Annotated in this window: 20 protein-coding genes; 16 read left to right on the top strand and 4 right to left on the bottom strand. The window is 63.1% G+C overall.

Going from position 1 to position 24,775, the window contains the following annotated elements; genetic code table 11:
• Positions 1 to 664: 664 nt before the first annotated feature.
• On the top strand, positions 665 to 1,084 hold the full coding sequence (locus SINAC_RS16900) for a hypothetical protein (protein WP_015246845.1): 420 nt from the start codon (positions 665 to 667) through the stop codon (positions 1,082 to 1,084).
• Positions 1,085 to 1,126: 42 nt separating this feature from the next.
• Here the strand turns inward: SINAC_RS16900 and SINAC_RS16895 are convergent, their stop codons facing one another.
• Positions 1,127 to 3,319 (bottom strand): spermidine synthase, encoded by a 2,193-nt coding sequence (locus SINAC_RS16895; protein ID WP_015246844.1) that lies wholly within the window; start codon positions 3,317 to 3,319, stop codon positions 1,127 to 1,129.
• Positions 3,320 to 3,615: 296 nt separating this feature from the next.
• On the opposite strand from SINAC_RS16895, the gene SINAC_RS16890 reads away from it, so the two are divergent.
• The 3 genes from SINAC_RS16890 to SINAC_RS16880 all read left to right on the top strand — a co-directional run bounded on the left by SINAC_RS16890 (position 3,616) and on the right by SINAC_RS16880 (position 6,312).
• Entirely contained in the window at positions 3,616 to 4,605 is a 990-nt protein-coding gene (locus tag SINAC_RS16890; RefSeq protein ID WP_015246843.1) for a leucine-rich repeat domain-containing protein, read from the top strand.
• Between the two features lie 263 nt (positions 4,606 to 4,868).
• The gene (locus SINAC_RS16885) at positions 4,869 to 5,684 is read left to right on the top strand and encodes a M90 family metallopeptidase (protein WP_015246842.1); all 816 of its coding nucleotides are present in this window, start codon (positions 4,869 to 4,871) and stop codon (positions 5,682 to 5,684) included.
• Between the two features lie 262 nt (positions 5,685 to 5,946).
• A complete protein-coding gene (locus tag SINAC_RS16880) occupies positions 5,947 to 6,312 on the top strand; it encodes a hypothetical protein (protein ID WP_015246841.1) in 366 nt (121 codons plus the stop codon).
• Between the two features lie 148 nt (positions 6,313 to 6,460).
• On the opposite strand, the gene trhA is transcribed toward SINAC_RS16880, so the two are convergent.
• Positions 6,461 to 7,225, bottom strand: coding sequence for a PAQR family membrane homeostasis protein TrhA (trhA, locus tag SINAC_RS16875; RefSeq protein ID WP_015246840.1), 765 nt, complete (start codon positions 7,223 to 7,225; stop codon positions 6,461 to 6,463).
• A gap of 578 nt (positions 7,226 to 7,803) precedes the next feature.
• On the opposite strand from trhA, the gene SINAC_RS16870 reads away from it, so the two are divergent.
• From SINAC_RS16870 to SINAC_RS16820, 11 genes are all read left to right on the top strand, one after another.
• Positions 7,804 to 8,322: an OsmC family protein gene (locus tag SINAC_RS16870; protein WP_015246839.1), complete on the top strand. Its 519-nt coding sequence runs from the start codon at positions 7,804 to 7,806 to the stop codon at positions 8,320 to 8,322.
• Positions 8,323 to 8,586: 264 nt separating this feature from the next.
• On the top strand, positions 8,587 to 9,054 hold the full coding sequence (locus tag SINAC_RS16865; RefSeq protein ID WP_015246838.1) for a hypothetical protein: 468 nt from the start codon (positions 8,587 to 8,589) through the stop codon (positions 9,052 to 9,054).
• Positions 9,055 to 9,143: 89 nt separating this feature from the next.
• Positions 9,144 to 9,605, top strand: a complete 462-nt coding sequence (locus tag SINAC_RS16860; protein ID WP_015246837.1) for a chemotaxis protein CheW — start codon at positions 9,144 to 9,146, stop codon at positions 9,603 to 9,605.
• A 70-nt stretch (positions 9,606 to 9,675) separates the two neighbouring features.
• Positions 9,676 to 11,049 (top strand): methyl-accepting chemotaxis protein, encoded by a 1,374-nt coding sequence (locus SINAC_RS16855; RefSeq protein ID WP_015246836.1) that lies wholly within the window; start codon positions 9,676 to 9,678, stop codon positions 11,047 to 11,049.
• Positions 11,046 to 13,871: a hybrid sensor histidine kinase/response regulator gene (locus SINAC_RS16850; protein WP_015246835.1), complete on the top strand. Its 2,826-nt coding sequence runs from the start codon at positions 11,046 to 11,048 to the stop codon at positions 13,869 to 13,871. The genes SINAC_RS16855 and SINAC_RS16850 overlap by 4 nt, the downstream gene beginning before the upstream one ends.
• Positions 13,872 to 13,903: 32 nt before the next feature.
• Complete coding sequence (locus SINAC_RS16845) at positions 13,904 to 15,436, top strand: response regulator (protein WP_015246834.1); 1,533 nt, start codon at positions 13,904 to 13,906, stop codon at positions 15,434 to 15,436.
• 94 nt (positions 15,437 to 15,530) lie between these two features.
• Positions 15,531 to 16,484, top strand: a complete 954-nt coding sequence (locus SINAC_RS16840) for a coiled-coil domain-containing protein (protein ID WP_015246833.1) — start codon at positions 15,531 to 15,533, stop codon at positions 16,482 to 16,484.
• 59 nt (positions 16,485 to 16,543) lie between these two features.
• Positions 16,544 to 17,104, top strand: coding sequence for a hypothetical protein (locus SINAC_RS16835; protein WP_015246832.1), 561 nt, complete (start codon positions 16,544 to 16,546; stop codon positions 17,102 to 17,104).
• An 80-nt stretch (positions 17,105 to 17,184) separates the two neighbouring features.
• Entirely contained in the window at positions 17,185 to 18,201 is a 1,017-nt protein-coding gene (locus SINAC_RS16830) for a formylglycine-generating enzyme family protein (RefSeq protein WP_015246831.1), read from the top strand.
• Positions 18,202 to 18,263: 62 nt separating this feature from the next.
• A complete protein-coding gene (locus tag SINAC_RS16825) occupies positions 18,264 to 19,118 on the top strand; it encodes a TRAFAC clade GTPase domain-containing protein (RefSeq protein WP_015246830.1) in 855 nt (284 codons plus the stop codon).
• Between the two features lie 23 nt (positions 19,119 to 19,141).
• On the top strand, positions 19,142 to 19,804 hold the full coding sequence (locus SINAC_RS16820) for a GAP1-N2 domain-containing protein (protein WP_015246829.1): 663 nt from the start codon (positions 19,142 to 19,144) through the stop codon (positions 19,802 to 19,804).
• 29 nt (positions 19,805 to 19,833) lie between these two features.
• Here SINAC_RS16820 and SINAC_RS16815 read toward each other — a convergent pair whose 3' ends face one another.
• Positions 19,834 to 21,063 carry a DUF2092 domain-containing protein gene (locus tag SINAC_RS16815; protein ID WP_015246828.1) on the bottom strand — a complete coding sequence of 410 codons (1,230 nt, stop codon included), beginning with the start codon at positions 21,061 to 21,063 and terminating at the stop codon, positions 19,834 to 19,836.
• 70 nt (positions 21,064 to 21,133) lie between these two features.
• The gene (locus tag SINAC_RS16810) at positions 21,134 to 22,444 is read right to left on the bottom strand and encodes a hypothetical protein (RefSeq protein WP_015246827.1); all 1,311 of its coding nucleotides are present in this window, start codon (positions 22,442 to 22,444) and stop codon (positions 21,134 to 21,136) included.
• An 802-nt stretch (positions 22,445 to 23,246) separates the two neighbouring features.
• On the opposite strand from SINAC_RS16810, the gene SINAC_RS16800 reads away from it, so the two are divergent.
• Positions 23,247 to 24,563 (top strand): sensor histidine kinase, encoded by a 1,317-nt coding sequence (locus SINAC_RS16800; protein ID WP_015246826.1) that lies wholly within the window; start codon positions 23,247 to 23,249, stop codon positions 24,561 to 24,563.
• Positions 24,564 to 24,775: the final 212 nt, after the last annotated feature.

Here is a 24,775-nt window from a genome sequence, read left to right as displayed (position 1 = left end):
CCATTGAGATTCTTGGCGTCAGGTCTGTGAAGACTGCGCATTCAGAATCGAGCCCTCGTCAATGGAGTTGAGGTTGACGTTTCAGAAAAGATTCATCAATACCGGCAAGATCGATGACGAGGCTTGGTATGTGCACTACGCCGAAACGATCCCAAAACAATCGCGAGTCAGTCAGCATCTCAGCATTTGCCGTTGCATAATGCATTAGAGGTCGGGGTCGAATTTGCGTCAAGAAAAAAAGTACAGCAAAACGGGAAATGTTAGATTTGCGAGAAATCTAAAAATTGCAAACATTCTCATGATTTATATTTACAGTTTTGTGGACGAAAGGAGTGGCCCCGCGATTGATGCCATTATTCCCGTTTGGTTGCTTTTTTTTGTTGACAGCCGCGTCGGCTATGGATAGTGTACGGATGTATCGATTGGGTTCTTGGAATGAGGATCGATGGTGGGGGTGTTTTTGAGCTTCTTTGGGCTCCTTGTGCTGGGGAAACACCATGGTTTCGAAACCAGAGATCACGGTGGGTGGGGGAGGGATGGGACCCAGAGGTGTTCGGCTTGTCGGGCCTTTCAACAGTTCCGCGAAATCACCTCGGTTGACGGCCGAGAGCACGGCTGGTGGGCCCGACGAGCGTGTTGGGAGACCTGGAGGAGGTTCATCACGATGAGAGAGAGCACCCAAGAGGTGTCGGGGACCATGGTTGCGTCCGAGGGGCATTGGGGGGCGGCCGTTGAATGTCCGAGTCGTGGGAGGAGGCGGGCCGTGTTGCGCGGGCTTCGAGCCGATTTCAGGTGGAGTGGGAGTCAGACGGTGGAGAACAGCCGGGGCGACCGTGAACGGCGACCTTCGGCGGGTTCGAGGGAGATGTTTCCGAGCCGGCCGGCCGAGGATCGGGACGCGATCCACCGCCGTCGCAGGCGTTACGAGCAGCTTCAGTTCGCCGAGGAGCGGCTCCGCCCACTCCTGAAGACCAAACTTGCTGAAGTCTACTGGCGCGTCTATGCCGAACTACACCGGGTCGGCCGCGAAATTGTTGAGGGGTCCGGACTTGAGTCGGGAGGGTCTCGGCTCGATCGTGAATGAGCCGATTCCTCCTCTTTTTTGAGTTGAAGCGGGATGGGACTCTCAGGGCGTCCTTCTGAGGATGATGTGCCCTGTGATGCTGGAGAAGTCGTCCGTCCAGACCGATCCGCCGCGCGGCCTTGGCGGCGCCCATTTCGGGTCGGTCGCCATTCCCCCCAGGTCCGACTCGCGGTCGGCCATCATGGCCCAGATCGATTCCTGTTTGCCGGCGAGCCTTTCCTCGGGCCTGAGATTTCGATCGGAACGAATCCGGCAGGCGAGGCCTGCGTCGCGTGCCAAGGCCCCCAACACCGACTCGAGCTCGATGGAGCGGTTCGAGATGTGGAAGGCGAGAATCCCCTGCCCTGCCAGTTTCCGGCGATAAATCGCCAAGGCTTCGCGTGTCAGCAAATGCATCGGGATCGCGTCGGCGCTGAAGGCGTCGAGGACGATCAACGCGTAGTGGTGGTCCGGCGCCTCGCGGAGCCTGAGCCGCGCGTCGCCGATGATGACGTTGAGCGACTCCGCCCGGCAGTCGCGGAGAAACGTGAAGTCGCGAGGGTCGGACGCAATCCGCAGGACGGCCGGGTCAATCTCGTAGAACGTCCAGCGCTCCCCAGGCTGGGCGTAGGCCGCCAAGGAACCTACGCCCAGGCCGACGACCGCAACGGTCCTCTCCGCCTCCGAGGGGCGGGCCTGGAATTCGTCGAAGACCTGCCCGATCGGCCCACTGCGGTGGAAGTAGCTGAGCGGCTCACGCCGTCGCGCGGGGTCGAGGCTCTGCTGGCCATGGAGGGTGCGGCCGTGGAATAGGCGATGACTTTGGCTTCGGAGGTCTTCGGTGACTTGCAAGACGCCGAAGAAGTTTCGTTCCTGATGGAGCACGCGTCCGTTGATCCCGGCCGTCAGTCCGCTCGCCATCAAGGCCGCGCCGATTGTGAGGGCGAAGCGAACGGGGCGAGCCCGGTGGGTCCAGGAAACCAGGGTCACCAGGCCCGAGACGAGCATTGTGCCGAGAGGGCCGGTCCAGCCTTGATCATCTCTGATCAATGCGGCCGTGAGCCCGAACACGACCAACGGAATCGCGACGTCCCCGATGCCGAGTCCTCGGGTCGGCCGGCCGTCTGGCTTGGTCACTGGCACGACGAGGCAGGCCAGAACGAGGGCGATTGGATATTCGGCCACGCGGTTGAAGATGACCGGAGCGACCAGGGCATTGAAGGTTCCTCCCAGGAGCCCGCCGAATGCGATCGCCAGGTAGAATTCCGTCAGGTGTTGCGTCGTCGGGCGGTCTCGCGCCAGTTCGCCGTGGCAGACCAGGGCGGCGGTGATGAAGGTGAGTAGGTGGAGCGGGATCAACCAGGGTTGGACGAGCCCGAACCCAAGCACGAGGGCAAGCGCCATGACCTCCAGGGGGAGCGCTCGAACCAGACCCCAATGGGGGACGATCGGCTTGTGAGCGAAGACGACGATGAACGTCAGCAGGTAGAGCGCCAGGGGGATCACCCAGAGGAGCGGGATCGGGGCAATGTCGGTCGACAGATAGGTGGTCACCCCAAGCAGCAAACTCGAGGGGATGAACGCGAGCCAGACCCAGCGCCACCAGCGACCCGCCTCGGGTCGGATCGGGCCTTCGGCCTTGTGGAACCCGGGGGGCGATGACCTTTCGGCGACAACCGCGCAACCGACGATCAGGGCCGCGAGGATGACGTAGCCTGTGGACCAGAGTCCGCCTTGCCTGGCGAGTGCGATATTCGGCTCGATGACGAACGGATAGGCGAGCAATGCCGTCAGGCTTCCGAAGTTGCTGGCCCCGTAGAGAAAATAGGGGTCGGTCGCGGCGCGGTGCCCGGTTCCGGCAAACCAGCGCTGGAGCAGTGGTGCTGTGGTTGCGACCGCGAAGAACGGAACGCCCGCCGACAGGAAGAGCATTGTGAGCAGGCTGCCCGTTGTGCTCGTGCCCGTTGCCGGAGAACTGCCTGTCACTTCTTCGACGATCCCGATCGGCAGGAAGAACCAAGTCACGAGGAGCAGGGCCGCATGCACCACAGCCTGGCGGCGGATTCCCAGCCAGCCTGTCATCGCATGCGCGTAGACATACCCGGCGAGCAGGACCGCCTGGAAAAAGACCATGCAAGTCGTCCAGACGGCGGGCGCACCACCGAACTGCGGCAGGACCGCCTTGGCGATCATCGGTTGCGCTGAGAAGAGGAGGACCGCGCTAAGGAGGAGCGTCAGGGCGAACAAGAGCGGCAATGGTGGCCTCGAGTTTGTCGTGTCCGCGATGTTCTCGCTTCAGGAGCAGAGGTGCCGTCTACCTTTTGCTCAGAGTACACGATCCCCGCGCCTTTTCGTGCGCTGGGGAGCGGAACTCGAAGTGGGCCAAGAGCAGGTGGTCTAGGACGCAGGCACCCGGTCGAGAAAGAAAATCTCTGGCATCTCGGTCCCCTTCACGGGCATGATCTTGATAACGTCCGGTTCGCCGCCCGCCGGGTTCGACCAATGACCGACGATTTGGGACGGCCTTGAGAGTTTACGACGAAGGAAGGTTGATGATGATGGATTCCCAATCACAGGTACGTCGTTTCGGGTTCTCGTCTCGACGGTTCGTGCTTTTCCTCGGGTTGGCGTCGGCCTTGGCCGCTTGGCCCGCCCGGGCGGAGGACGATGCCGCGGACCAGGACAAGGCGGTGGCTGATATTCAGAAGTTGGGCGGAAAGGTCGACCGTGACGACAAGGCGCCGGGCAAGCCGGTGACGAATGTCAGCCTCGCCATCACCAAGGTAAGCGACTCCGATCTGGTCGTCCTCGAGAAACTCGGCAAGCTCACGCGGTTGTCGCTGGTCGGCACCCCCGTCACCGACGCGGGCCTCGAGCACCTCAAGGGGCTGACCGAACTCAAGAAGCTCTACCTCGTCGACACCAAGGTGACCGACGCCGGCCTTGCGCACCTCAAGGGCTTGAAGAACCTGGAAGTGCTCAGCCTGGTCGGTACCCAGGTTGGTGACGCCGGGGTGGACTCGCTGAAGGACTTGCCCAACCTCCAGACCCTCTTCCTGCTGGGCTCGAAGGTCACCGACGAGGGAACGAAGAAGGCCGTCGAAGCCTTGCCCAAGACCAGGATCGACCTCGCGGCCAAGATGGCCGAAGAGGCGGCCAGGAAGAAGGCCGAGGAGGAGAAGAAGGCTGAGGAAATGAAGAAGAAGGCCGAGGAAGAGGCCAAGAAGAAGGCGGAGGAAGCGAAGAAGGCCGTCGAGGCCAAGGTAAAGGCTGAGGAAGAGGCCAAGAAGAAGGGCGAGGAAGCACAGAAGGCCGAAGAGGCGAGCAAGAAAGCCGATCAAGAGGCCAAGGTGAAGGGCGAAGAAGCGAAGAAGGCCGTCGAGGCCAAGGTGAAGGCCGAGGAAGAGGCTAAGAAGAAGGGCGAAGAAGCGCAGAAGGCCGAAGAGGCGAGCAAGAAGGCCGAGGAAGAGGCCAAGAAGGTCGAAACGCCGAAGGCCGAAGAGAAGAAGCCTGAAGAGAAGAAGGCCGAAGAGAAGAAATAAGCCGTCGGATGTGGTTCGCCTGGGTGGCTGGGGTCTCGAAGGCGAGACTTCAGCCACTCCGAATTCGACCAATCGCGAGGGGCATCGGTATCGAACAAAGGGCTTCGAACTTCCGCAAGGCCTGTGCGGCTCGACTCGTGGCTGATTCGGCTTATAACTTGGCAACGGGATCGTTTTGATGAGACTTTGGGCTGCGGTCATCGAGCGGTACGATTCCGAGAGCAGACCCTACTGATTCGCCGATCAATGGCCAGGAGATGCGGATGTTCGGCTTCTTCAAGCAACGACGGCGCGACCAACTGCGCGGGGAGCCCTTCCCGGCCGGATGGCTTGAGATCATCGAGCGAAACGTGCCGCTCTACGGTAGGCTGCCCGAGCCCGACCGCCGGGAGTTGCAAGGACATGTCCTGGTTTTTCTCCATGAAAAGCATTTCGAGGGCTGCGGCGGCCTTGAGCTGACTGATGAGATCAAGCTGACGATCGCCGCGCAAGCTTGCCTCCTCCTGCTCCATCGCGAGACGGACTATTACAAGCGGCTGATCACGATCCTGGTTTATCCCAGCGCCTACATGGCCCACGGGGTCGAGTCGCTGGGAGGTGGCGTCGTCCTTGAGGGCCCCCAAGCTCGACTCGGGGAAGCCTGGACGGACGGCGTTGTGGTCCTCTCCTGGGACGATGTCCTGAGGGGCGCGGCCGACATTCAGGATGGCCAGAATGTCGTGCTCCACGAATTTGCACACCAGCTCGATCAGGAAGACGGCGTGGCCGACGGCGCCCCGATCCTTGAGCGTCGCAGTTCCTATGTGGCTTGGGCTCGCGCTCTCGGGGCCGAATATGAACAGCTCCGCGAGGACGAGGCGCAGCAGCGCAAGACGGTCCTCGACACGTATGGCGCGACCAATCCGGCCGAATTCTTCGCGGTGGCCACCGAGTGCTTTTTCGAGAAGCCGGTTCAGCTCAGGAAGAAACATCCCGCGCTCTACGAAGAACTGAAGGAATACTACCGCCAGGATCCCGAGCAACTCTTGCTCGCGGCCGCCGAGCCCCCAGATCGGTTCCCCAAGTCGCCCCTCCCATAAAGGGCCGCCAGCCCTGCGCCCTCATCGAAGGGGGCAAACCCCAGACTCTCGTTCAGCCCGCGCGGAATCCGGCTTTTTTTTCGACGGTTGATCGGGTCTCCGCGACTCCGCCGGACAACCTGGAAAAACATGGCCTATCATGGAGTGTGCCGAGCGTTCAGAGGTCCTCGGGGCAACGAAGGACGCCCGACTCCCTTCCCGCTCGTCGCGCACCGCTCATCGCCATTGATCCCGAATTCCAGCCGTTCTGGGGAGAGTCACCTTGCGCTTCCGACTCGATGACGAAGGTAATACCTGGCTCCCGAAGGTGCCACACACGAGGCCGGTCCGGGAGACGCTGACCCACAAGCAGCGGGTCGAATTCCTCAAGCTTTTGCACGATGGGCTGGGCTATACGATGGCCTGTGCTCGGCTTGGCATTGGCGTTCGGGAGATGAAGCGAGCGATTGCGGACAGCGCTGGCTTCCGCCACGCGGTCAAGCAGATCGAATTGGTTCGCGCCGAACGCATGTTCGCACTTCTTTATGATGCCGCCCTCAACGGCGACATGAAAGCCGCGCAGTTCCTTCTGGCCCGTCACGACCGCCAGACCGAACAGCGGAAGGCTCGGCGCGACGCATCGACCTGATCGATCCGCAACGGCAACGGTATGGGCATGGCACAGCACGGAATGGCTTGGCCCAGAGTAAGAATGCCTTGGCTTCTGAGGCAGGACTTCCGCGCCCGTCGTCTTTGCGGAGGCAACACGCTCAGGGGCGTTGGTGGAGCCCTTTCCGTTAATGGCTATCGACCATTCTCCCTTGGCCGAAGCCAGAAACGGGGTGCCGCGTGAGACTCGACCGGGCTGGCTCTGGAACCTGCTTCATGAAGGCTTCCGCCGTCGGGTCGTCTGAACTCCACGGGGCGATGACCCGAAGCATAAACTGGAAGTGAACCGCACTTCCCGCGACCACGAAAACGTGGAAGACTTCGTGCGCGCCGACGACCCCTGGCCAGAGGATGGGCCAACCGACCACGTTGATGATCGCGCCCACGCTGTAGAAGGCGCCACCGAGAACGAGTGGGCGGAGAAGTCGGAAAGTCAAATTCCGGGCGAGCTCGATGTAGCAGAGGATGGATCCCCAACCCATCATCAGATAGAGCCCGGTCGGCAACCACTTCGGGAGGTTGGCGCACGCGAGGTGGAGCGTGATCCCCAAAATCGCCGAAACCCAGGCGAAGGCGAGGGTGCCGAATCGCCAACGCCCGCGCATCAGGGTCCAGGCGATCGGGGTATACGTCCCTGCGATGAGCAGGTAGATCCCGATGTGGTCAAAGAGCAGATAGGTCGAGAGGGCGTTGGCCTCCCCATGGACGCTGTGGTAGATCGTGCTGGCCGTCGCACACAAGACCAAGCAGATCGCATATCCCAGCAGGATGATCTGACGCGCACGATGGCCGTTCGCACGCCGCCAGAGCAGGAGCGATCCCGCAATCGCTAACAAGAGCCATGCCCCATGGCTCCCGGCGCTGACAGGTTCGCGTAAGTCGAAGAAATTCATGCGATCATTTCATCCGGGTGGGAGCCGATGTGAGATCGGGACTTCCACTCGCCTTTTTTTTTGCAATTCGCCGTAAAGTCCTAAATTCCGGCTGGGTTCACCCGAACCACGGCCGCATATCCCTCGGATTCCTGATAATCCCCTGAGCTTGCGCACTCCCTGTTGAGTTTCGGCCGGCCCGGCTGAGCGACGATTCCACTCCCTCTTGGTTCGCGTGCTTGTGTCAGTCGCTGCCGGGTAGAGTAGACTTGAGTCGGCCATCACCTTTGAAGAACGGCAAGGCTGAAGCCTAGGTCTACCCTTGCGGGAGAAGTGGGCGGTGCTTGTCCCGCAAAACCGCATTTCGTATTTTTATCTTATGCAAATCCGATTCCTGCTGGGGAAGCTTTTTGCTCGGTGGGCCGTTCAGAGTCTGGCTCACGATCGTTTCAGGCCGAACTCCCATTTGTGCTGAGCGCTGATATCGATCTGGTCGGCAGGGATCGCACCCGGCCTTGAACGAATCGTGCGTTCGGCCGTGGAGTGAGTCTTCGGAATCGTTGGGGACGTTGCGGCCGGTCTCAAACGGAGGGATGTCGATGGATGCCAAGGAGCTTCGCGCCGTGCAGGCGCCGTTGAAAGCCCGATATCGTGACGATCCGGCCACGGCGATGGTGACTTTGAGCGCCCGGGGAACCCTGGATGGGACGGGGCTCACGTGTCGGTTGGACACGGCTCGGGGCCTTGTTGAGTCCGGTCTGCACCCGGCGACCGGTGGCGATGGGCTGGCTCTTTGCTCGGGCGACCTGCTGCTGGAGTCACTCGTCGCCTGCGCTGGGGTGACCTTACGCGCTGTCGCCACTGCCCTGGAATTGACCGTTCGCGGCGGCATCGTGAGCGCCCAGGGCGATCTCGACTTTCGGGGAACCCTTGCCATCGACAAGCAGGTGCCTGTCGGTTTCAAGGAGATTCGACTCCAGTTCGACCTCGAGACCGACGCGTCGGCGGAGCAGTTGGAAACGCTCTTGAAGCTGACTGAACGCTATTGCGTGGTCTATCAGACCCTGAAGAACGCACCCACCCTGTCCGTTTCCCACCGTCGCGTTGCCATCGACTGACAATCCAAATCGATGGCAAGGGTCAGCCAAACGAGCAGGCTGGCCCTGATTCGGCTCCATGCGGGGGCGCCTCAGCCCCCTCTCTTCTTTTCCCTTTGAGTAGGGTGACGAATGCGGAAAAGCCGTCCCGGGCTTGGGTCGGATTGGTCGGCTTGCGCCATGCCGCCGACGGGTGTCGGGATTTGGCCGACCCCGTTCGAAAGGCTGACCTATGGTTAAGCGGAATCAAGACCTCGTACCTAGCCAATTATGGAGGAGATTCCGTTGCGTGGGGCCACCAGCCACAACAAACTCGGGAGCAGCGATCCCTTGCTGAGAGCGGTTGCCGAGTTGCGCGACCAGATTGATCGCCTGATCGACGAGCAGCAGGTGGCCCTTGATGGATTTGCGAGCGGGCTCGACGGAGATCGGAACATGGCCGATCGGTCGGCTCTCGCTGTGGAAGAGGCTTCGACCCCCCTGCTCCGCTCGCTGCAAGTCTCAGCCCCGAAGAATGTTGAGGGAAATCGCGTGGCCGAGCCCGCTCCGAAGCCGAGACGACTGGTGGTTCCGGAGGCTTCCTCGAATCCGGCCGACGAGGCTCACGGCTCCGTGTCGTCGGTCGCGCACGAACCGGCGGCCGACGCTCGATCGGACGACCCCAGGGAACGGCTCGACGCGCTCATCAAACACTTCGACCAGAAGCTGAAGCGGTCGGGAGGCCCCTCGTCCGGATCCGGGCCACCTTCCTGAATCTGGATTTCCTCCTTCGGGGCTTGGAGACGAACGAGCCTTCACTCCCCTTTTTTTCGTCGTATTCGCACCCGTTTGGAGTTTCGGCTTTGCCAACGTCCGCCGCCGTTCAGCCTCCTCCCTGGTGCCTTTTCCGAAGCGATTCGCGGCCGTTCGCCGTTGCGCTCGAGGCGGTGGCTGAGGTTGTTCAGGCCGATCGATTGATCCGGCTCGCGCACTGTCCTCCCCAGATTCTCGGTCTCTGCACCGTCAGGCGCGACATCGTTCCGGTGCTTTCGCTCAACCCAGGAGCGTCGGGCGTGGAGCCGGAGACCTCGGTTGTCGTGCTCGTCCTTCGCTCGGACCAGGGGATGTGGGGGATCCGGATCGATCGTGAAGGGACGGCCGTCAGTGATGGGGTGCTCAATGCCTCGGCTCAGGGCGAGCCGGCGTCCGGAGGGGCGGAGGTCGTTGGCTCGGTTCAGCGCGGCGATCTGGCCCATGCGGTCATCAACCCGGACCGCACCTGGAGGAACGTCAGAGCGTTGGTTGAAGCCTGGTATCAGCGCTAACGGATTGGATCGCATCAAAAAAAAAGATGGATGGCAAGACTCAAGACTGCTGATGGAGAACGCCACCACGATGAGTTTTGCTTTATTCAAGATCAGCCACCGTCCTTTCGTGATCGGAGCGGTTGCGGGTGCCATTGGCGCGGCCCTGTCGATCGGAGCGGTGGCCCGGCTTGATTTGCGCCTTGGTGGTCCCCTTGGCCTGATTGTCGGGGCGTTGGCGGGGGGGACCGGCGCCTGGTTGGCGGTCCGCGCCTTCCAGACGCGGATGATCGAGGCCTTGGCCGCGCCGGTCGATCCGCGCGGGTACTCCTCGATGCCCAGCGCCCCGCCCCTCGGTCATGAGGAACTCGACGCCCTGGTCGGTTCTCTGACGCAATCGCTCGAAAGCTTCAGGCGGCTCCAGGTCGAAGGGGTCGAGCTCGAACGACTAACCCTCGGTACTCGGGCGTCGATGATCCAGGATGGGAACTTGGCGGGGTGGAGCGTCAAGCAATGCGTTGTGGGGCTTCTGGACGAACTCCACCAGACCACCGCGCAGCTCATGCGGCACACCGCCGCGCTCGAAGAGGCGAACGAACAGGTCGCCTCGGGGGCGATCGACCAGTCGGAGACGGTCGCGCGGGCGACGTTCAACGTGGAAACGCTCTCCGAAAAGATCGACCGGATCTCGCACAACGCCGAGAACGCGAACGAGGCGTGCGAGAGGACCCGTCAGGAGGCCCGTCGCGGCCTCGAGCAGGTCCACCGGGTCATCGAAGGGATGGAGCGTCTCCTCCACCGCATCGAGTCGAGTGGACGCAAGGCGAGGCGGCTCGGAGATCGATCGGTCGAGATCGGCACGATCGTCGAGCTGATCCGGGGCATTTCCGGCCGGACCGATATGCTCGCCCTGAATGCGACCATCGAATCGGTTCGGGCGGGGGAGCACGGGCGTGGCTTCGCCGTTGTCGCCGAGGAGATCCGCAAGCTGGCCGAGCGCACCGCCGCAGCGACCGGCGAGATCGGGACGCTGGTCGAGGCCATTCAGGCCGACGCCCACGAGAGCCTACGCGCCCTGGGTGAGGAGCAAGGCGAGATGGAACAGGAGGTCCAGCGGATCCGCGAGACCGGATCGGCCCTGGATCGGATCAGCAAGGTGGCCGAACAATCCGCGGTCCTGGTCGAGGGGATCTCTCGCTCGTCCAACGACCAGGTCCATTCGGCCCATGAGATGGTCCGGGCGATGCAGCGAATCTCCGAGGTTTCCCACCTGACACTCGAGGGGACGAACCAGACCCGCGAATCGCTTCGGGGGATCTCGGTCTGCTGTGAACGCTTACAGCCCCTTTCCGCACAGGGCACTGCGAACGCGGCCCCTCCTAATGGCGACGAAGCGGCCGTGGGGACTTCGGCTTTCCGACCGCGATTGCGCCGGTCCCTTGCCGCTGGCGAGCGAAACTCATGAGTCCACGCAGCGCGCAGGAGGCTGAGGCGTTTGACGGCCGGGTCGAGCGGCTTCGTCGTCACGTTCAGGCGATCGGTCAAGCCCAGCGGGCCGACGTCGAAGCGTTTCTGCTCGACTTGCAGTCGGCTCGGGCCGAGTTCGACGCAGCCGGCATGGGCGGCCGAGCCCTGATCCTGGACCGGGTGGGAATGCTCGTGGAAGTCTGGGACTGTCTCGTGGCCGATGACCCGCGATCGGCCCGCGAGATCGCGGGCTTCTGCGACCGGGCCCTCGGGGATCTCGTTCACGCTTGCGCCCAGCCCGGCACCGGCATGGCGGGGGGCGACGGCGAGCTCGACTGGATCGTTGAGGAGTCGAAGGTCCGCTGGGGCCAGTATCTCGGCCTGTCGGATGAGGACTTCTCCGAGCCTGGCCCCGAGCCGCTGATGGACGAGCCGGTTTACGACGACGAACCGGCGGGCATAGACTCCGCGAACCTGCTCCGGATGCTGATCGGTTCGGCGGCCGAGGATATTCCCGCCCCTGCCCTGATGACCACCCCCTCGACGATGAGGAAGGATGTGGTGCCAAGCCTGGCGGCGCCTCGAAACAACACGATGGACGAGGAGCTGCGCGAAGCCTTCCTTGCCGAGGCGACCGACCTGTTCGATCGGATCGAGCCGTTGGTCCTGGGTCTTGAAGGGGCGACCGATCAGGCCGAGGCGCTGGGCGAGCTGGGCCGGTGCTTCCATACCTTGAAGGGGGCTGCCGGGAGCGTCGGTCTGAGGGAATTCGCCGCTTTGGTCCATTCGTTGGAGGAGCGCCTTGACGGTGCTTCGGCCCCGGCGGCTCCCGAGTTGATCGACGATTTTTATGGGGCTCTCAAGGATCTCGAAGAGCTGCTCGGCGTACTCCGCCAAGGGGTGTCGCCCACAGTCGAGGAGCCTCGGCCGGGCGCTCCGCAAGTGACGCCGAAGGAGATGCGCGGCGAGGAGCCAAGTCCGGCCCCATCGGCCGGGGTGGCCGGCGAGGGGCCGCTCCGGGTTCCCTCTGCCAAGGTCGATGACTTGCTGGACATCGTCTCGGAGCTCATCACGCGACGCGGCCTCTGGATCAACCAGGCCGACGCCATGAAAGATTTCGCCGCGCAAGCTAAGGCATGTCGCGGCCGCCTAATCGCGAGTATCGATCGGTTCCACGACCTTGGCTTGTCCCGCGAGGCCGGCCTGGCCCCCGTGCCGAATCGCGACTCCCAGGCCGACTTCCCCTGGCTCGTTCGCCGGCTCTCGGAGCAGGCGGAGGATCTTGCCGTCTTGACCGAGACGGCCCAGGCGGCGGCCCTCGTTCTGTCGGACCAGCGCGACGCGATTACACGCCTGACTCTCCAGCTCTGGGAGTCGCTCCAGGCGATCCGGATCACCCCCGTCCGAGGCCTTTTTCAGCGTCTGGCTCGCGTGGCGCACGACGCGGCTCGGGTGGAAGGGCGGCAGGTCGAGGTCGTCATGGTCGGCGAGGAGAACGGGCTCGACCGCGCGGTTCAGGACAAGGCGTTCGAGCCGATGCTCCACATGATCCGCAACGCTGTGGGGCATGGCATCGAGGCTGTCGCCGATCGGATCAATGCCGGTAAGCCGGCCACAGGGCGGGTGACTCTGGGCGCCAGGCGCGAGGGCAACACCCTGGTCCTGACGGTGAACGACGACGGGCGCGGGCTCGACTACGCGGCGATTGAGGCCAAAGGGCGTCGTCTCGGTCTCATTGCTTCCAATGAGACGACCAACCTCAACCGTCTGAACGCCATCGTCTTTCAGTCGGGGTTTTCCACACGTGAAGAGGCGAACTCGATCTCGGGTCGAGGCGTCGGCATGGATGTCGTCAGCCAGGAGGTGGCCCGGCTCCACGGCACGATCGACCTGGCGTCGCAGCCCGGCCAGGGCACGACGCTGACGATCCGCCTGCCCGTCCGTCTCGCCTTGGAACAGGTCATGATCGTGCGAGTCGACGGCCAGGCGTTTGCTCTCCCGCTTGCCCTGGTCGACCTCGCTCAACCGTTCGAACCGGGGGATCAAGACGAGGGGGACGGCACCGAGACGACTGTGCGGGTTCGGGGCGAACCGGTCCGTTTGGTCGACGCCCGCGATGTGCTCGGTTTCTCGACAACGCCGCCGGCTTCGAAACCTAAGCTTCTCCTGGTCCGCACCCAGGAGGATTCGCTGGCTCTGCTGGTTGATGCGATCGATGGCACTCGCGAGCTGGTGCTCAGGCCGCTGGGGCCGCTTCTGGCGGGCCACCCGTTGATCTCGGGGGCCGGCTTCTCCGCCAGCGGCGAGCCGATCCTCGCGCTGAATCCGGCGGGACTCTCCCGCTGGCTCCGGGCCGGTGGGATCCCCCGCCTGGTCCTCAATAAGAAGGCCGCCATTCGGCAGGCACCGATCCTCGTCGTCGACGATTCCATCAGCGTTCGCAAGGTGGTCGCTCGCCAGTTGCACTCGCTCGGCTACGAAGTCGAAGAAGTCTCACACGGGCTGGAAGCGCTGGGAAGGCTGCGGAATCAGACGTATCGTTTGATTCTCACCGACCTGGAGATGCCTCAACTCGACGGTTTCGAGCTTCTGGCGGAGCTCGCTCAATCGCCGTCCCTCCGTGCGCTTCCGGTCGTCGTGGCCAGCACCAAGTGCGACTCGGAAACACGCCGACGGGTTCTCGACTTAGGAGCATGTGCTTTTCTGAGCAAACCTGTCGATCCGGAGACTTTGGCTCGTGTCATCCGTCCGCTCCTCGACCCTCAGGCCTCAGCCACAACCTGTTCGCTGGACCGTTTCCCGACGGAAGCAAGGACTTGAGGGTTCCACCTCTCTCTCTCTGAAGGGACGCCATGGAAAACCCGCTGATCCTGGTCATTGATGACAGCCCGACGATCCGCAAGATGGTCGAGTGCCATCTTTCGCAGGCCGGCTATCGGGTCGCCATCGCGCACGACGCCGAGAGCGGGATCGTGGCCGCCCAGACGACCAGGCCGAACCTGATCATTCTGGACCACCAACTTCCGGGAACCACCGGCGACGAAGTCTGTCGCAAACTCCTCAGCGTGGAGGACACCGCCTCGATTCCCGTGGTCATCAGCTCGGCCATGAGGAACAGGGCGTTCGCGCTCTACACGGAGTTCTCCAACGTCGTCGACCAGATCCCCAAGCCGTTCACCTCCGAACTGCTCAAGAGCGGCGTGGCCAATGCGCTCCAGATGGGGAAGCTGGTCGTTCAGGCCCAGCGCACGGGCAGCACGATGCCCGAGATGGTCGGCGAAGATCACGACTCCGCACTCGAAGGGAACACGCGGGTCTTCCCGGTCCGCGCGGTGATCGACTTCCTCAACAACTCCGAACAGAGTGGTCGCCTGACCGTCGAGCTTGGCAACGACCGGATCCGCTTCTCCCTGTCCGGCGGGCGGATCCAGGCGGTTGTCGCGTCCACCGTTTCTCCCGACCGCCTTCTCGAGTTCCTCCCCGAAGACTTGGCCGATCTCGCCCCTTTGCTGGCGATCACCCTGGGCGAGACTCAGGACGCCTCGATGGCCGGCCTGGTCAAACTACTCGAGAAGAGCCTGGCCGACCCGCGCCGATTGCGAACCTTGCTTCGGTTCCAGGCGGCCGTCCTGACGCACTGGAGCCTGTCGGGGGAGACTGGAGATTTCCGGTTCGAGCCTGGCGGAACGCTTCCCCCGATGTTCCAGGCGTTCCCGCTTCAGACCAGCCTCCCAGCCCTCTCCGTCGAAGGGGTGCGCCGTTGCGGGCTTGCTGTCAACCTTCGGGACTGGGCGCCGTTGGTGATCGCGCGGCGGAACCCACGGGGCGGGAACCTCGACCGGGCCGGCCTGTCCCCGGCCGATATCAAGATCCACGCTTTGCTCGATGGCACCATGGACCTGGCGACCATCGCCGAGCGGAGCGGCCAAGAGCTTGCCGCGGTGGTCGACACCATTCGAGGCTTCGAGCGGACCGGCCTGGCCGAACGCCGCGCCCCCGTCTCTTCCGACGCGATCCTGCTGCTCGAGGACGAGCCTGAGACCGTGCGGGTGGTACAAAAAGTTCTCGGTCCCGAGGGGGAAGGCTATCAGCTCAAGGTGGTCCGCGACCGGATCGCCGCTCAGCTTCTACTTCGCAGGCAACAGTATGCCCTGGTCCTGCTCTCGCTCGACCACAAGGAGCATGAGGCCTTTTTCCTGAGCGTGAAGCCGCAAGTCGCCGCATCCACTTGCTTCGTCGGCATCGTCGGGATCGAAGACGAGAGCGAGCTCAACAGCCTCGACGCGATGGGACTCGACGGAGTTCTCCAGCGTCCCGTGACCGAGGCGGACCTCAAGGCGGTCGTCAAGCACCTGCTGGCGGCCGGTCAGTTGGCCGTGGTCTGAATGGGGCCGGTGGGCCTTGCCCACTCGACAACACCGGTTTCCGCTGTCGTCAAGATCGATGGGTGGGGGACCAGACGCGGGAGGAGGGGCTGATATGAGTGTCAGTGAAGAACTGGAATACCAGGAAACGATCGCTCTGCTCCAGGAGGAGGTCGTTCGCCTTGAGAACGAACTTCGCTTGCGTGGCGAGGAGGAGGCCGGCGCGGTTGACGATCAGATTGGTGACACGGCGGCCGAGGAGGAGGCGAACCGGCAGATCGCCTCGTTGATCGGCGAGTTGGCGAACCGTGATGAGACGATCAACCTGCTCTTGGACCAATCGAGGTTGTTCGAGGAGGCCGAGTCGGCCGATCAAGCCAACTGGGAACAGCTCAACCAATGGGTGCAAGAGCTCGAGCGGCGTGTCGAGGCTGGCGGCGGGTCGACCGGGCCCTTGAAGCAGGAACTCGAGGAGGAACGCCGCAAAACCAGGCTGGAGAGGGAGACCTTTCAAGTCGAGCGGCGGTCGTGGGACGCGCAGCGGACGGCCATGGAGTCCGAAGTGGAGAAGCTCAGGGGATTGCTGGGCCAGGCGGCGCGGCAGCCGGCGGTGGCGGCGAACGACTCGGTGCTCGAGGCGCTCGAGCAGGAGAACCGTCGGCTTCGCTCGGTCGCGAGCGAGCTGGCGCGGGTTTCCGCAGTGGCCGCCGAGGTCGAATTGCTGCGTGATCGGCTTGTGACGACTGAACAGGAACTCGCCAAGACTGCGCGTGAGCTCCAGGGGATCGTCGACGACCAGAAGCGTGAGCGGAACGAGTACGAGGCAATGGTGGCCGAGCTTCGCAGCCAGTTGGCGCACGAGACGCTCAAACGCCAGGAAACGCAGGTCTTGACCGCCGTGGTGCCGGGGGGCAAACCCGACGGTGCGACGATGTCGCCCGACGAGCGGATCCGCGTCCTCCGCCTGCACCTCAACGAGATCCACGAGAAGGAAGCCGAGGAACGCGCCCAGCGCACGCTCTCCGCGCGGCTTTCCCGGCTCTGGTGGCACACGGGACCCCGTGGATAAGTGTCTGCCTTGTCGAGGGTCGTCCGACCCCGCCTGAGCCGGGCGGAGGAGCAAGGGGAATGACATTCCAAATGAACAGTGATCCTCCCACCTCCTCGAACAGTCTCCAGCCCCCTTCGCCGAAGGGGGAGGCTTCGCGGCCCGACCTGCGTCCACTCCACCAAGGTTTGGAGCGATTCCGCGCCTTCGTTCATCAGCAACTCGACCGGATCGAGGCCATGGTCCTCGAACGGGACGACGCCCCACCGCCTGATTCCTCTCGACGCGAACTCGAACTCCGCAAGACGATCGCGGAACTCGAGGAGCGGCAAGCCCGGCTGGTCACTGAGGCGACTCGAATGGAGCAGGAGTGGCAGGCCGGAATGGAGAAAATCGAAAACGACCGCCGGCTCCTTGCCGACGCCTGGGACCGACTCGAACGCGAGCGGATCGACGGTGGAAGTTCCTCGACGGAAGCCATGCGTCCAAGTCCTGCCGCTCTTGCTCCCCCGTCCGCCGGATTCCGCCCGGCCGTTGCGTCCTCGTCGAACGATGGGGTTACTCACACGGTTCTCAGCCAGTTCCAGACGCTCCGGAGCGATGTCCGAAGAAATGCCAAAGAACGTCGGCCACAGGGCTGAGCCCTCTGTCTCGAATGTAGTGCGGCGAATGTTTCGGCCTCGACCTTTGTACGGCGACTCGATTCAAGGACCACACGACCATGGCAAAGGATCTGATCGTATCGTCGTCCGAGGCCGCTCCCCAAGGTTGGGCGGCGCGCATGTTCGGAAAGCTGGGAGGGGGCCGGGGAGCCGCGTCGGAAAAAGGGGGGAAACAACGGTTTGCCGGGTCGGCCGAAAAGAAAATTCAGAGCTTGACCCAGCGGCTGGTGGCCGACGATCGCTATATCTTCGTACTTCTGGGTGAGGCGGTTGAGAATATCGAAGATCAGGGAATCGGCCCGGCCTGGAAGGCACTCGACGACCAGATGGCCCTCGTGCCGGCCGGCGTCGTTCAGGTGGTCCGGAGCGATGGCGCCGTCCAGCCGACCGAACTGACGGGCTATTACCTCGATCGCTGTGCGGTGACGAACCAGCAGTTCCAGCGGTTCGTAAACGCGGGGGGGTACGACAACCTGGAGATCTGGCCCCAAGAAGTCTGGCCCAGCCTGATGCGGTTCACCGATCAGACCGGCCTCGCCGGCCCGCGCGGCTGGGAACGCAGCAAGTTCCCCGTGGGCAAAGCCGAACACCCGGTCGTCGGTGTCTGCTGGTACGAGGCTCTTACCTATGCTCATTGGGTCGGCAAGCGGCTGGCGAGCGCCGCCGAGTGGCAGAAGGCGGCCGGCTGGCCCGAGCACCTCAGCGGCGGCTGCGGTAACCGATACCCCTGGGGTGATATCTTCGACCCCACCCGAGCCAACCTCTGGGCCGCCGGGCGGGGGCAGACTGTTCCGGTCCGTGAGTTTCCCAAGGGGGCGACCCCCAACGGAATTTACCAGTTGACCGGCAACGTCTGGGAATGGATCAACGACCCCCTCGAATCCATCCCTTGTCACTCTCACGAGACTTTTCAGTCCTGGAAGCCCTTACGGCGGATCGTCGGTGGCGCCTTCAACACCTACTTCCCGGCGGAGTCGACCTGCCAGTTCATCACCGGCCAGCCCGAACTCGACCGGTGTGACAACATCGGTTTCCGTTGCGCGATCTCGGTGGACCGCATTCGTCCGCACGCCTGAATCGCTCCGAAAATTTCAGGATAAAATAGAATAAAGCAATATTTAATGAGGCTAGCTATACTATGTACAATATTCTCTGTCCTCTCTGCGCGGGCCATCTCTATGAAGGGGAAGTGTGCCGGAGCTGTTATGCTCCGGCCGAGTTGATCGAGTCGATTGCCGCACGCGGGAAGCCGCCGCGGTTCGTTGGCGTGCTCGGGCCGAGCGGCGTCGGCAAGACCGTCTATCTTGGGATGCTCCTCGACCTGCTCTCGCGCGGGGTCGGCGGCCTGCACGGTATGGCCCGATCGCCGTTCTCGCTTTCGCTTCACCGGAGCCTGATCCTCGCGCTGGAGAAGCAGAGGTTCCCGGACAAAACTCCGAACGAACCCGATCGCTGGCAGTGGGTCCATTGCGAGGTCTCGGGGACCAAGCGGGGCCAGGAGTTCGACGTCGTGACGCCCGACGTCGCTGGCGAGGCCGTCATGGCTGAGCTTGATAACCCGAGGTCGAACAAGACGGTGCGGGCGCTGATCGGAAGATGCTCGGCCCTGGTGGTTCTCGCCGACATCGTCCAGGTGGTAGCCGACGGTCAGGGGCAAGAACTGTTCGCGATGCAGCTTATCAGCTATCTCGATACGCTTCGGCAAACCGCCAAGAAGCGAAAGGTCGAGATTCCGGTCGCCCTCGTTTTCACCAAGGTCGACCTGTTCGAAGAGCCGATCAAGGATCCGGAAGACTTCGCCAGGGCCAACGCCCCCGCGCTCTGGAAGCTCTGCGAGACGCGGCTCCAGCACTACAAGTTCTTCTGCTCAGGGGTGGCGGGCTCGGTGGGTAAGCTCGTCGATCGGAGCGGTCAGGAGACGCTCGTCCCCTTACGGGTCGAGCCGCGCGGAATCATCGAGCCGTTCGCCTGGATGATGACTCAACTACGCTGATCGGATCGCCGAGGAGATGCGCCGTGTGGGCTGAGCAGGCGATCTTTACTTCGATGACCCGGCTTGGGAAATCGGGCTACCACGTCGTGGCTCGGTCGCCGGGCCTGTCTGAGTCGGACGCCATCATTCTCACGACCTGGTCCCCTTCCCATGGCGCCTTGATCGTGGACGCGGCCAACCGCGTGAGCGTCAACTTTCACCCGATGCCCAACCACCGCTACGCGCTGTCGAGGACCTGCGAAGGTCCCCCCGAGCACAGCGGGCGCGGCGGTCGGCAACTCTATACCCACGCGCTCATCTTCGATACCGGCAAGCTCCAGCAGGCGGACCACCAACCGTTCGCGATTTACCGCGATGCCCTGGCCCTGGGCTATTTTCACTATCGCGGTGAACCCCCGACGATTCTTCCCGCCGTCGAACTCTCCGTCACCTATGTCCATCCTGCCCCGTCGACCTGGACCGAACGCGCTCAGGCTCTGGGGTGCACCCACGCCGATACCGTTCGTCGCAAGTTGTCTTCAGGTGAGGACGTGAGACTCACCTACTCCGGCGATCGTATGGTCCTGGCCGAATGCCTGATCGGTCCCCTCAAGGCCGAAGTGCGCTCCGAGGTCAGCTTTGCCACCAGCCTCCAACCCTCCGCCGTCCGCCCCTATCGGCTGGTGATCGTTGGTGAATGCAGGTGATGTTGCATGAAGATGAATTGAATTTCAGGTTATTTTGTAGGAAACTCCTCGATCGCCTCGCGGACGACGGGGAGTTCCTTCGTTTCCCGCCTGATTGAGCGGATGACTCCATCAGGGCCGATGACGACGGTTGTGGGCAAGCGACGGATGCCGAACGACGCGGCGGTCAAGTCCTTGGAATCGAGCAAGACGGGGAGAGGGAACTTCGCCGATGCGAGGGCCTTCCGCACCTCCTCGGGCTCCTCGCCGACGCTCACCGTGTACAGGGCGATTCCGTGCTCCTTGCATTGGGGCTCCAGCTCGGCCAAGGGGGCGAGGACCGCCATCGACTCGCCCGACCAACTCGCCCAGAAAACGAGAACGACCGGCTTGCCCTTGAGGCTGGCGAGGTTGACCTCGTTGCCGTCGAGCACCTTGAGTGCGGTGGCCGGGCTGGGTTTGCCGACGAGCTCGGCCGACTCCTGGTAAAAGAGGGTCTCGAACACGTCCTCGACGCGCTTGGCTCCTTCGGGGAGTTCGGCCCGGAACGCTTGATCCGGGATTGGCTTGTCGATCGTCCAGGTGTAGCGGGCCTCGCGGAAGACGGTGCTCTCCTTGCCGCCGCTGAGCGGGGTTACGCGCGTTGAGGTCATCTTTCGCTCGAGTGGCTGGTCTTTCGGGCCGATCCAGAGATCGAGAACTGCGCCGTGCCAGTCGACCTGAAAGTGTTCTGTGGCGATGCCGTCGACCTCCTCGGTGCCGACGAGCTTTGCCTCGGACGTCTCGCGGAGAATATGGTCGCGCATGTCGTTCCGGGTGAGGATCTCCAGGCCCGACCCTTCCAGGATCTTGGGGATGATCAGGGTCCGGGCGATCTGGCCGGCGGGGTTCGGTCCCTCGTAGCGGGAGTAAACCTTGGGGTCCAGGTCGTAGAGCGTGATCAGCGATCGGCCGTCGCAGATCGCCCGAAGGACGGGCTTCCTGACGTCGTCGATGACCGCCTCGGACTCAATGGCGACCGCATCGGGCCGCCGGACCGTGATCTTGTGGGTCACGACCGTGTCGGGGGCGACCTCGCCGGCGACGGTCGACTTGGTGGTCATCTCGACCGCGACGCTGAACGTCTTGGCGTTCCTCATCACGGCTTGCGAAGCCGTCAGGATCTCATCGAACCGCGGGTCGATCCGCTTTGCCTCGGCCAAGGGCTTGAACGGGGCCTCTTCGGCCTTGGGCGCCTGGGTCAGCACAACCAGGCCCAGAACAGCATAACAAGAGAACATCGCTTTGCTCCTGCTTATTTTGGGATAAGTCGATCCGCTTGCGATGCGAGGGGGCCTCGGCCGATCCGTTTTAGTTGAGCATCCCTTGGAGTTGGTTGAGCATGTTGGCGAGGTCTTGGAACCGGGCGATGTTGGGCCCGATCCGGCCGCGCGCGACTGCGGCGATGCGTCGGTTGATCGAGTTTGCGTAGTTCTGGGCCACGGCCATTGTCTGGATGAGGTCGCGCCGACGTGCGCCGACCCGCACTTGCTGGTTCAAGTTGAGCAGGCTGCCACGGAGGTTACGGGCGTCGGCGACGAACTGGAACCCGCCGGGCACCGCGCTCGCATTGGCGGAGATGCCTTGGAGGAAGCCGTCACTTTCGGCCAGGGCCTGGTTGAGCATGCCTAGGAACGCCGGACCGGGCCCAGGATCGCCGCCAGGGAGGGGAAAACCAGGGTTCACGATCACTCCACCGCCAATCCCGGGCCTGGGGAGCACAAGTTGGCCCGGGATGTTCAGCAGGGCGGCCACCCGATTCAAGGAGTCGAGAACCGGAGCCCACGTCTGGATGACCTGCGGCGGCGGATTGATTTGTCCCAGGAGCGTATTGACGTCGCTGGCAACCAGGCGGAGTTGTTGGAAGGACTGTTGCAGCTCCACGAATTGGACCGGCGCACTTTGCAGACCCTGGAAGTAGCGGACCTGCTCGTTCAGCGATTGTGCCGAATCCGCCAGCGTTCGGAATGCGTTCTGGACGAAGCTGGCATAATTGTTCGTCGCGATCCGGAGGTTCGCGGTCGCGTCGGTCAAGCTTCGGATCGAGCACGGCAGCCCCGGAATCTGGATCGGCAGGACACCGGTCAGCGGCGGCGGACCGCCCGGGAGGGGGCCGTAAGCGCCGATCATGTTGCGGATTTGGAAGGCCACTTTCTGGAGCCGGTCAACCGACGCGGAACTGCGCGGGGAGTTGCCCCCCACGCTGCGCAGGACGCTGTTCAACTCAGTGAAGGCTACGTCGAACTGATTCATCGCACCCGCGATTTGCGCCTGCCCCGCGATTCCCAACTGGGCGTTCTGCGCGACCTGGTTGGCCGCGTTGAGCACCGCTCCGGCCCGCATCTCGAGCTGTCGGCCCGCGAACGTCCCGTAGAGTTCATAGCGGAGGTTGTCGAGCAGTTGCTGGGCCTCGGTGGCCAGGGCGTTGGCCAGCCCTGGTAACTGCTGCGGAGTGACCGCGCCGGTCGGAGGATAGAATTGGTTGTAGTTGGGGTTGTAGGGGGCGTTGGCATTCGGGTTGTTCGGGGGAGGATAAGCGTTCCCGAATTGTCCCAGGGAGGGCCGAGAAATCACAAGAACGAGAAACGTACACAACCCAGCGGCAAACACTCGAGTTTTCATGGTTTGGGACCTCGGCACCAGGCAAAGGGTGTTTCGTCCGTTACATTTGCGATGTACGGCTTGGCTTGATGAGCGGGAACCCGAACAAATCCAGGGGCCGTTCCTTCTTGAGAGGAACGATGCCCGACATGGATTTGGATGATGTCTTGCAGGGGTTCATCGATCTCGAGGGCCGCTCCTTTGGGGATCCGGGCGAATGCCGACTCCGTTCCAGGTTCGCTCGAGTGCGTGTGTGTCTGCCGCCGCAAATCCGAAGCGGCGATTGGAAAGGATTGGGATTCCGTCGTGGCCGCCTGCTGACAAATCTGGCCAGGATCGGCTAGAGTTAAACAGGTACGCAGGGATGTTTCAACGATGACGGCTCTGACCCTGGCCTGATTTTTTCCAAAAGAGGCGAGGAGCGGGACTGAGCCGCTGAGGATTTCAAGCGGGTGAGCGATCGGCAGCGATCGAGGACTCGACGGGACCAGACCTTGATATCCAACCTTCCTGGCCCCCCCTCCCAGGCCGGCGTTGACGGAATCAGTCGACCTTGGATAAAAACACCTGGAGAGCCCTGCGCCTGCGGTAAGGCCGGGGGGGCGGTCAGGCTTTTCTCATGAACGTGACCATTCAATGCGCCCACTGTGGGCGGCCGCTGAAGGCACCGCGGCAGATGGCCGGTCGACCGGTCCAGTGCCCGAGCTGCAATGGCCGTTTTGTGCTTCCCGAGAATCTCGGGCGGCCGGCCCCCAAGCGAGAGTCTCACTCGTCCTTGTCCTCGCATTCGGTGCCGACCCGTGATGATATGTTGAGTCGTTCGATGCTGGTGCCCGCCCCCGGTGCGGGGACCGGGTCGCCGGCCGGCCTGATTTGCCGTCTCGAGCCCAACACGCTCCGCTGGCTCGATGTGACCGAGAACCTGGGCGCGTTCCTCGGCCAGTCCCTCGGCGAACTCCGCAAGCAGAGCTTCCTGGAGTACCTCCACCACGACGATCAGGCCCTGGCTGAGGATGAGTTTCGCCAGGCCCTGGAGCTCGGGGAGCGGCACGATTTCGTGCTGAGGGTTCGCGGGGCCTCGGGCGAGTGGCACTACCTGCGCGTCCATACCCAGGCCCGCTACGAGCGCGACGGCCGGGTCAACCACATTCGCTGCAACCTCAAGGATGTCACCGACCGGATCCGCGCTGAGCAAGAGCTGCGGAGACGGACCGAGCAGTTGACCGACGCCAACCAGCGGCTGCGCCAGGCCAACGAGAAGCTCAAGGAAGCGCAGAGCCAGCTCATCCATTCCGAGAAGCTCGCCTCACTGGGCACGCTCGCGGCGGGCATGGCGCACGAGATCAACAATCCGCTGGCGTTCGCCTCGAGCAACGTCGAAGTGCTCGAACGCGAGCTTGGCGCGATCCTGACGCTCCTCGAACGCTACCGATCGGGCTGGGACATCTTGGAGCAGGCCCGCCCCGATCTGGCCGCTGAGATCGCTCAGCTCGAAGCGCAGGTCGACATGCCCTATCTTCAGGAGAACCTGCTCAGCATGGCCCAATCGACCCGCAAGGGGTTGAAACGGGTCGCCCAGACCGTGCAGAACCTGCGGGGGTTCGCCCAGCTCGATCGCGCTGAGATCGGTGAGATCGACGTCAACCTCGCGATCGACCAGAGCCTGAGCATGCTCGGCGACCTGCTGAACCGCAACCAGATCGAGGTGGTCCGCCGCTTCGCCGACCTCCCCCTGATCGAATGCGCTCCGGCGCACATCAACCAGGTCTTTCTCAACCTCCTGATGAACGCCATGCAGGCCATTGAAGCGTCCGGCCGACCGTCCGGCCGCCTCGAGGTGGTCACCGGACACCAGGGAGAACTCATCCTGGTGGAGCTCACGGACGACGGCTGCGGCATTCCCCCCGAAATCCTCTCCAAGATCTTCGACCCCTTCTTCACCACCAAGCCGATCGGTCGCGGCACCGGACTCGGTCTGAGTCTCATCCACGGCATCATCTCTGAGCATGGCGGCCGCGTCGACGTCGAGAGCGAAGTCGGCTCGGGGACCCGGTTCCGGATCCAGATGCCGATCCGCCGGCCCATCGGTCGCGCCCAGTCTCCGAGCGATTCCAACCTCCCGGGCCCTCCGATCTCGTAGAGTGGGCATGGCCTACCAGTTTCCTTTCGCAAAGACAGAGAGCTTACGCTCCCCGCTTACCTTTGGGGTGAGCGTCCGCTCGTATCCCACCCTTCTCCCAGCCTATTCTCTATTATGGGTTTTGTTGGGATGATCAAGCTGGATTTATGTCGATTTTTAAGAGAATCGCCTTGTGGTTGTCATAAGAAAGTTCTGCGTTTTCTTGGTTAAGT

Origin of the sequence: Singulisphaera acidiphila DSM 18658 (assembly GCF_000242455.2) — a bacterium.
Taxonomy (GTDB): Bacteria; Planctomycetota; Planctomycetia; order Isosphaerales; family Isosphaeraceae; genus Singulisphaera; species Singulisphaera acidiphila.
This window is presented reverse-complemented; position numbering and strand designations above follow the sequence as displayed.

What these genes read in the sequence shown, in the direction of transcription:
- SINAC_RS16900 (WP_015246845.1), top strand. Translation starts at nt 665, where the DNA reads ATGAGAGAGAGCACCCAAGAGGTGTCGGGGACCATGGTTGCGTCCGAG.
- SINAC_RS16890 (WP_015246843.1), top strand. Translation starts at nt 3,616, where the DNA reads ATGATGATGGATTCCCAATCACAGGTACGTCGTTTCGGGTTCTCGTCT.
- SINAC_RS16885 (WP_015246842.1), top strand. Translation starts at nt 4,869, where the DNA reads ATGTTCGGCTTCTTCAAGCAACGACGGCGCGACCAACTGCGCGGGGAG.
- trhA (WP_015246840.1), bottom strand. Translation starts at nt 7,225, where the DNA reads ATGAATTTCTTCGACTTACGCGAACCTGTCAGCGCCGGGAGCCATGGG.
- SINAC_RS16870 (WP_015246839.1), top strand. Translation starts at nt 7,804, where the DNA reads ATGGATGCCAAGGAGCTTCGCGCCGTGCAGGCGCCGTTGAAAGCCCGA.
- SINAC_RS16855 (WP_015246836.1), top strand. Translation starts at nt 9,676, where the DNA reads ATGAGTTTTGCTTTATTCAAGATCAGCCACCGTCCTTTCGTGATCGGA.
- SINAC_RS16850 (WP_015246835.1), top strand. Translation starts at nt 11,046, where the DNA reads ATGAGTCCACGCAGCGCGCAGGAGGCTGAGGCGTTTGACGGCCGGGTC.
- SINAC_RS16845 (WP_015246834.1), top strand. Translation starts at nt 13,904, where the DNA reads ATGGAAAACCCGCTGATCCTGGTCATTGATGACAGCCCGACGATCCGC.
- SINAC_RS16840 (WP_015246833.1), top strand. Translation starts at nt 15,531, where the DNA reads ATGAGTGTCAGTGAAGAACTGGAATACCAGGAAACGATCGCTCTGCTC.
- SINAC_RS16835 (WP_015246832.1), top strand. Translation starts at nt 16,544, where the DNA reads ATGACATTCCAAATGAACAGTGATCCTCCCACCTCCTCGAACAGTCTC.
- SINAC_RS16830 (WP_015246831.1), top strand. Translation starts at nt 17,185, where the DNA reads ATGGCAAAGGATCTGATCGTATCGTCGTCCGAGGCCGCTCCCCAAGGT.
- SINAC_RS16825 (WP_015246830.1), top strand. Translation starts at nt 18,264, where the DNA reads ATGTACAATATTCTCTGTCCTCTCTGCGCGGGCCATCTCTATGAAGGG.
- SINAC_RS16815 (WP_015246828.1), bottom strand. Translation starts at nt 21,063, where the DNA reads ATGTTCTCTTGTTATGCTGTTCTGGGCCTGGTTGTGCTGACCCAGGCG.
- SINAC_RS16810 (WP_015246827.1), bottom strand. Translation starts at nt 22,444, where the DNA reads ATGAAAACTCGAGTGTTTGCCGCTGGGTTGTGTACGTTTCTCGTTCTT.
- SINAC_RS16800 (WP_015246826.1), top strand. Translation starts at nt 23,247, where the DNA reads ATGCTGGTGCCCGCCCCCGGTGCGGGGACCGGGTCGCCGGCCGGCCTG.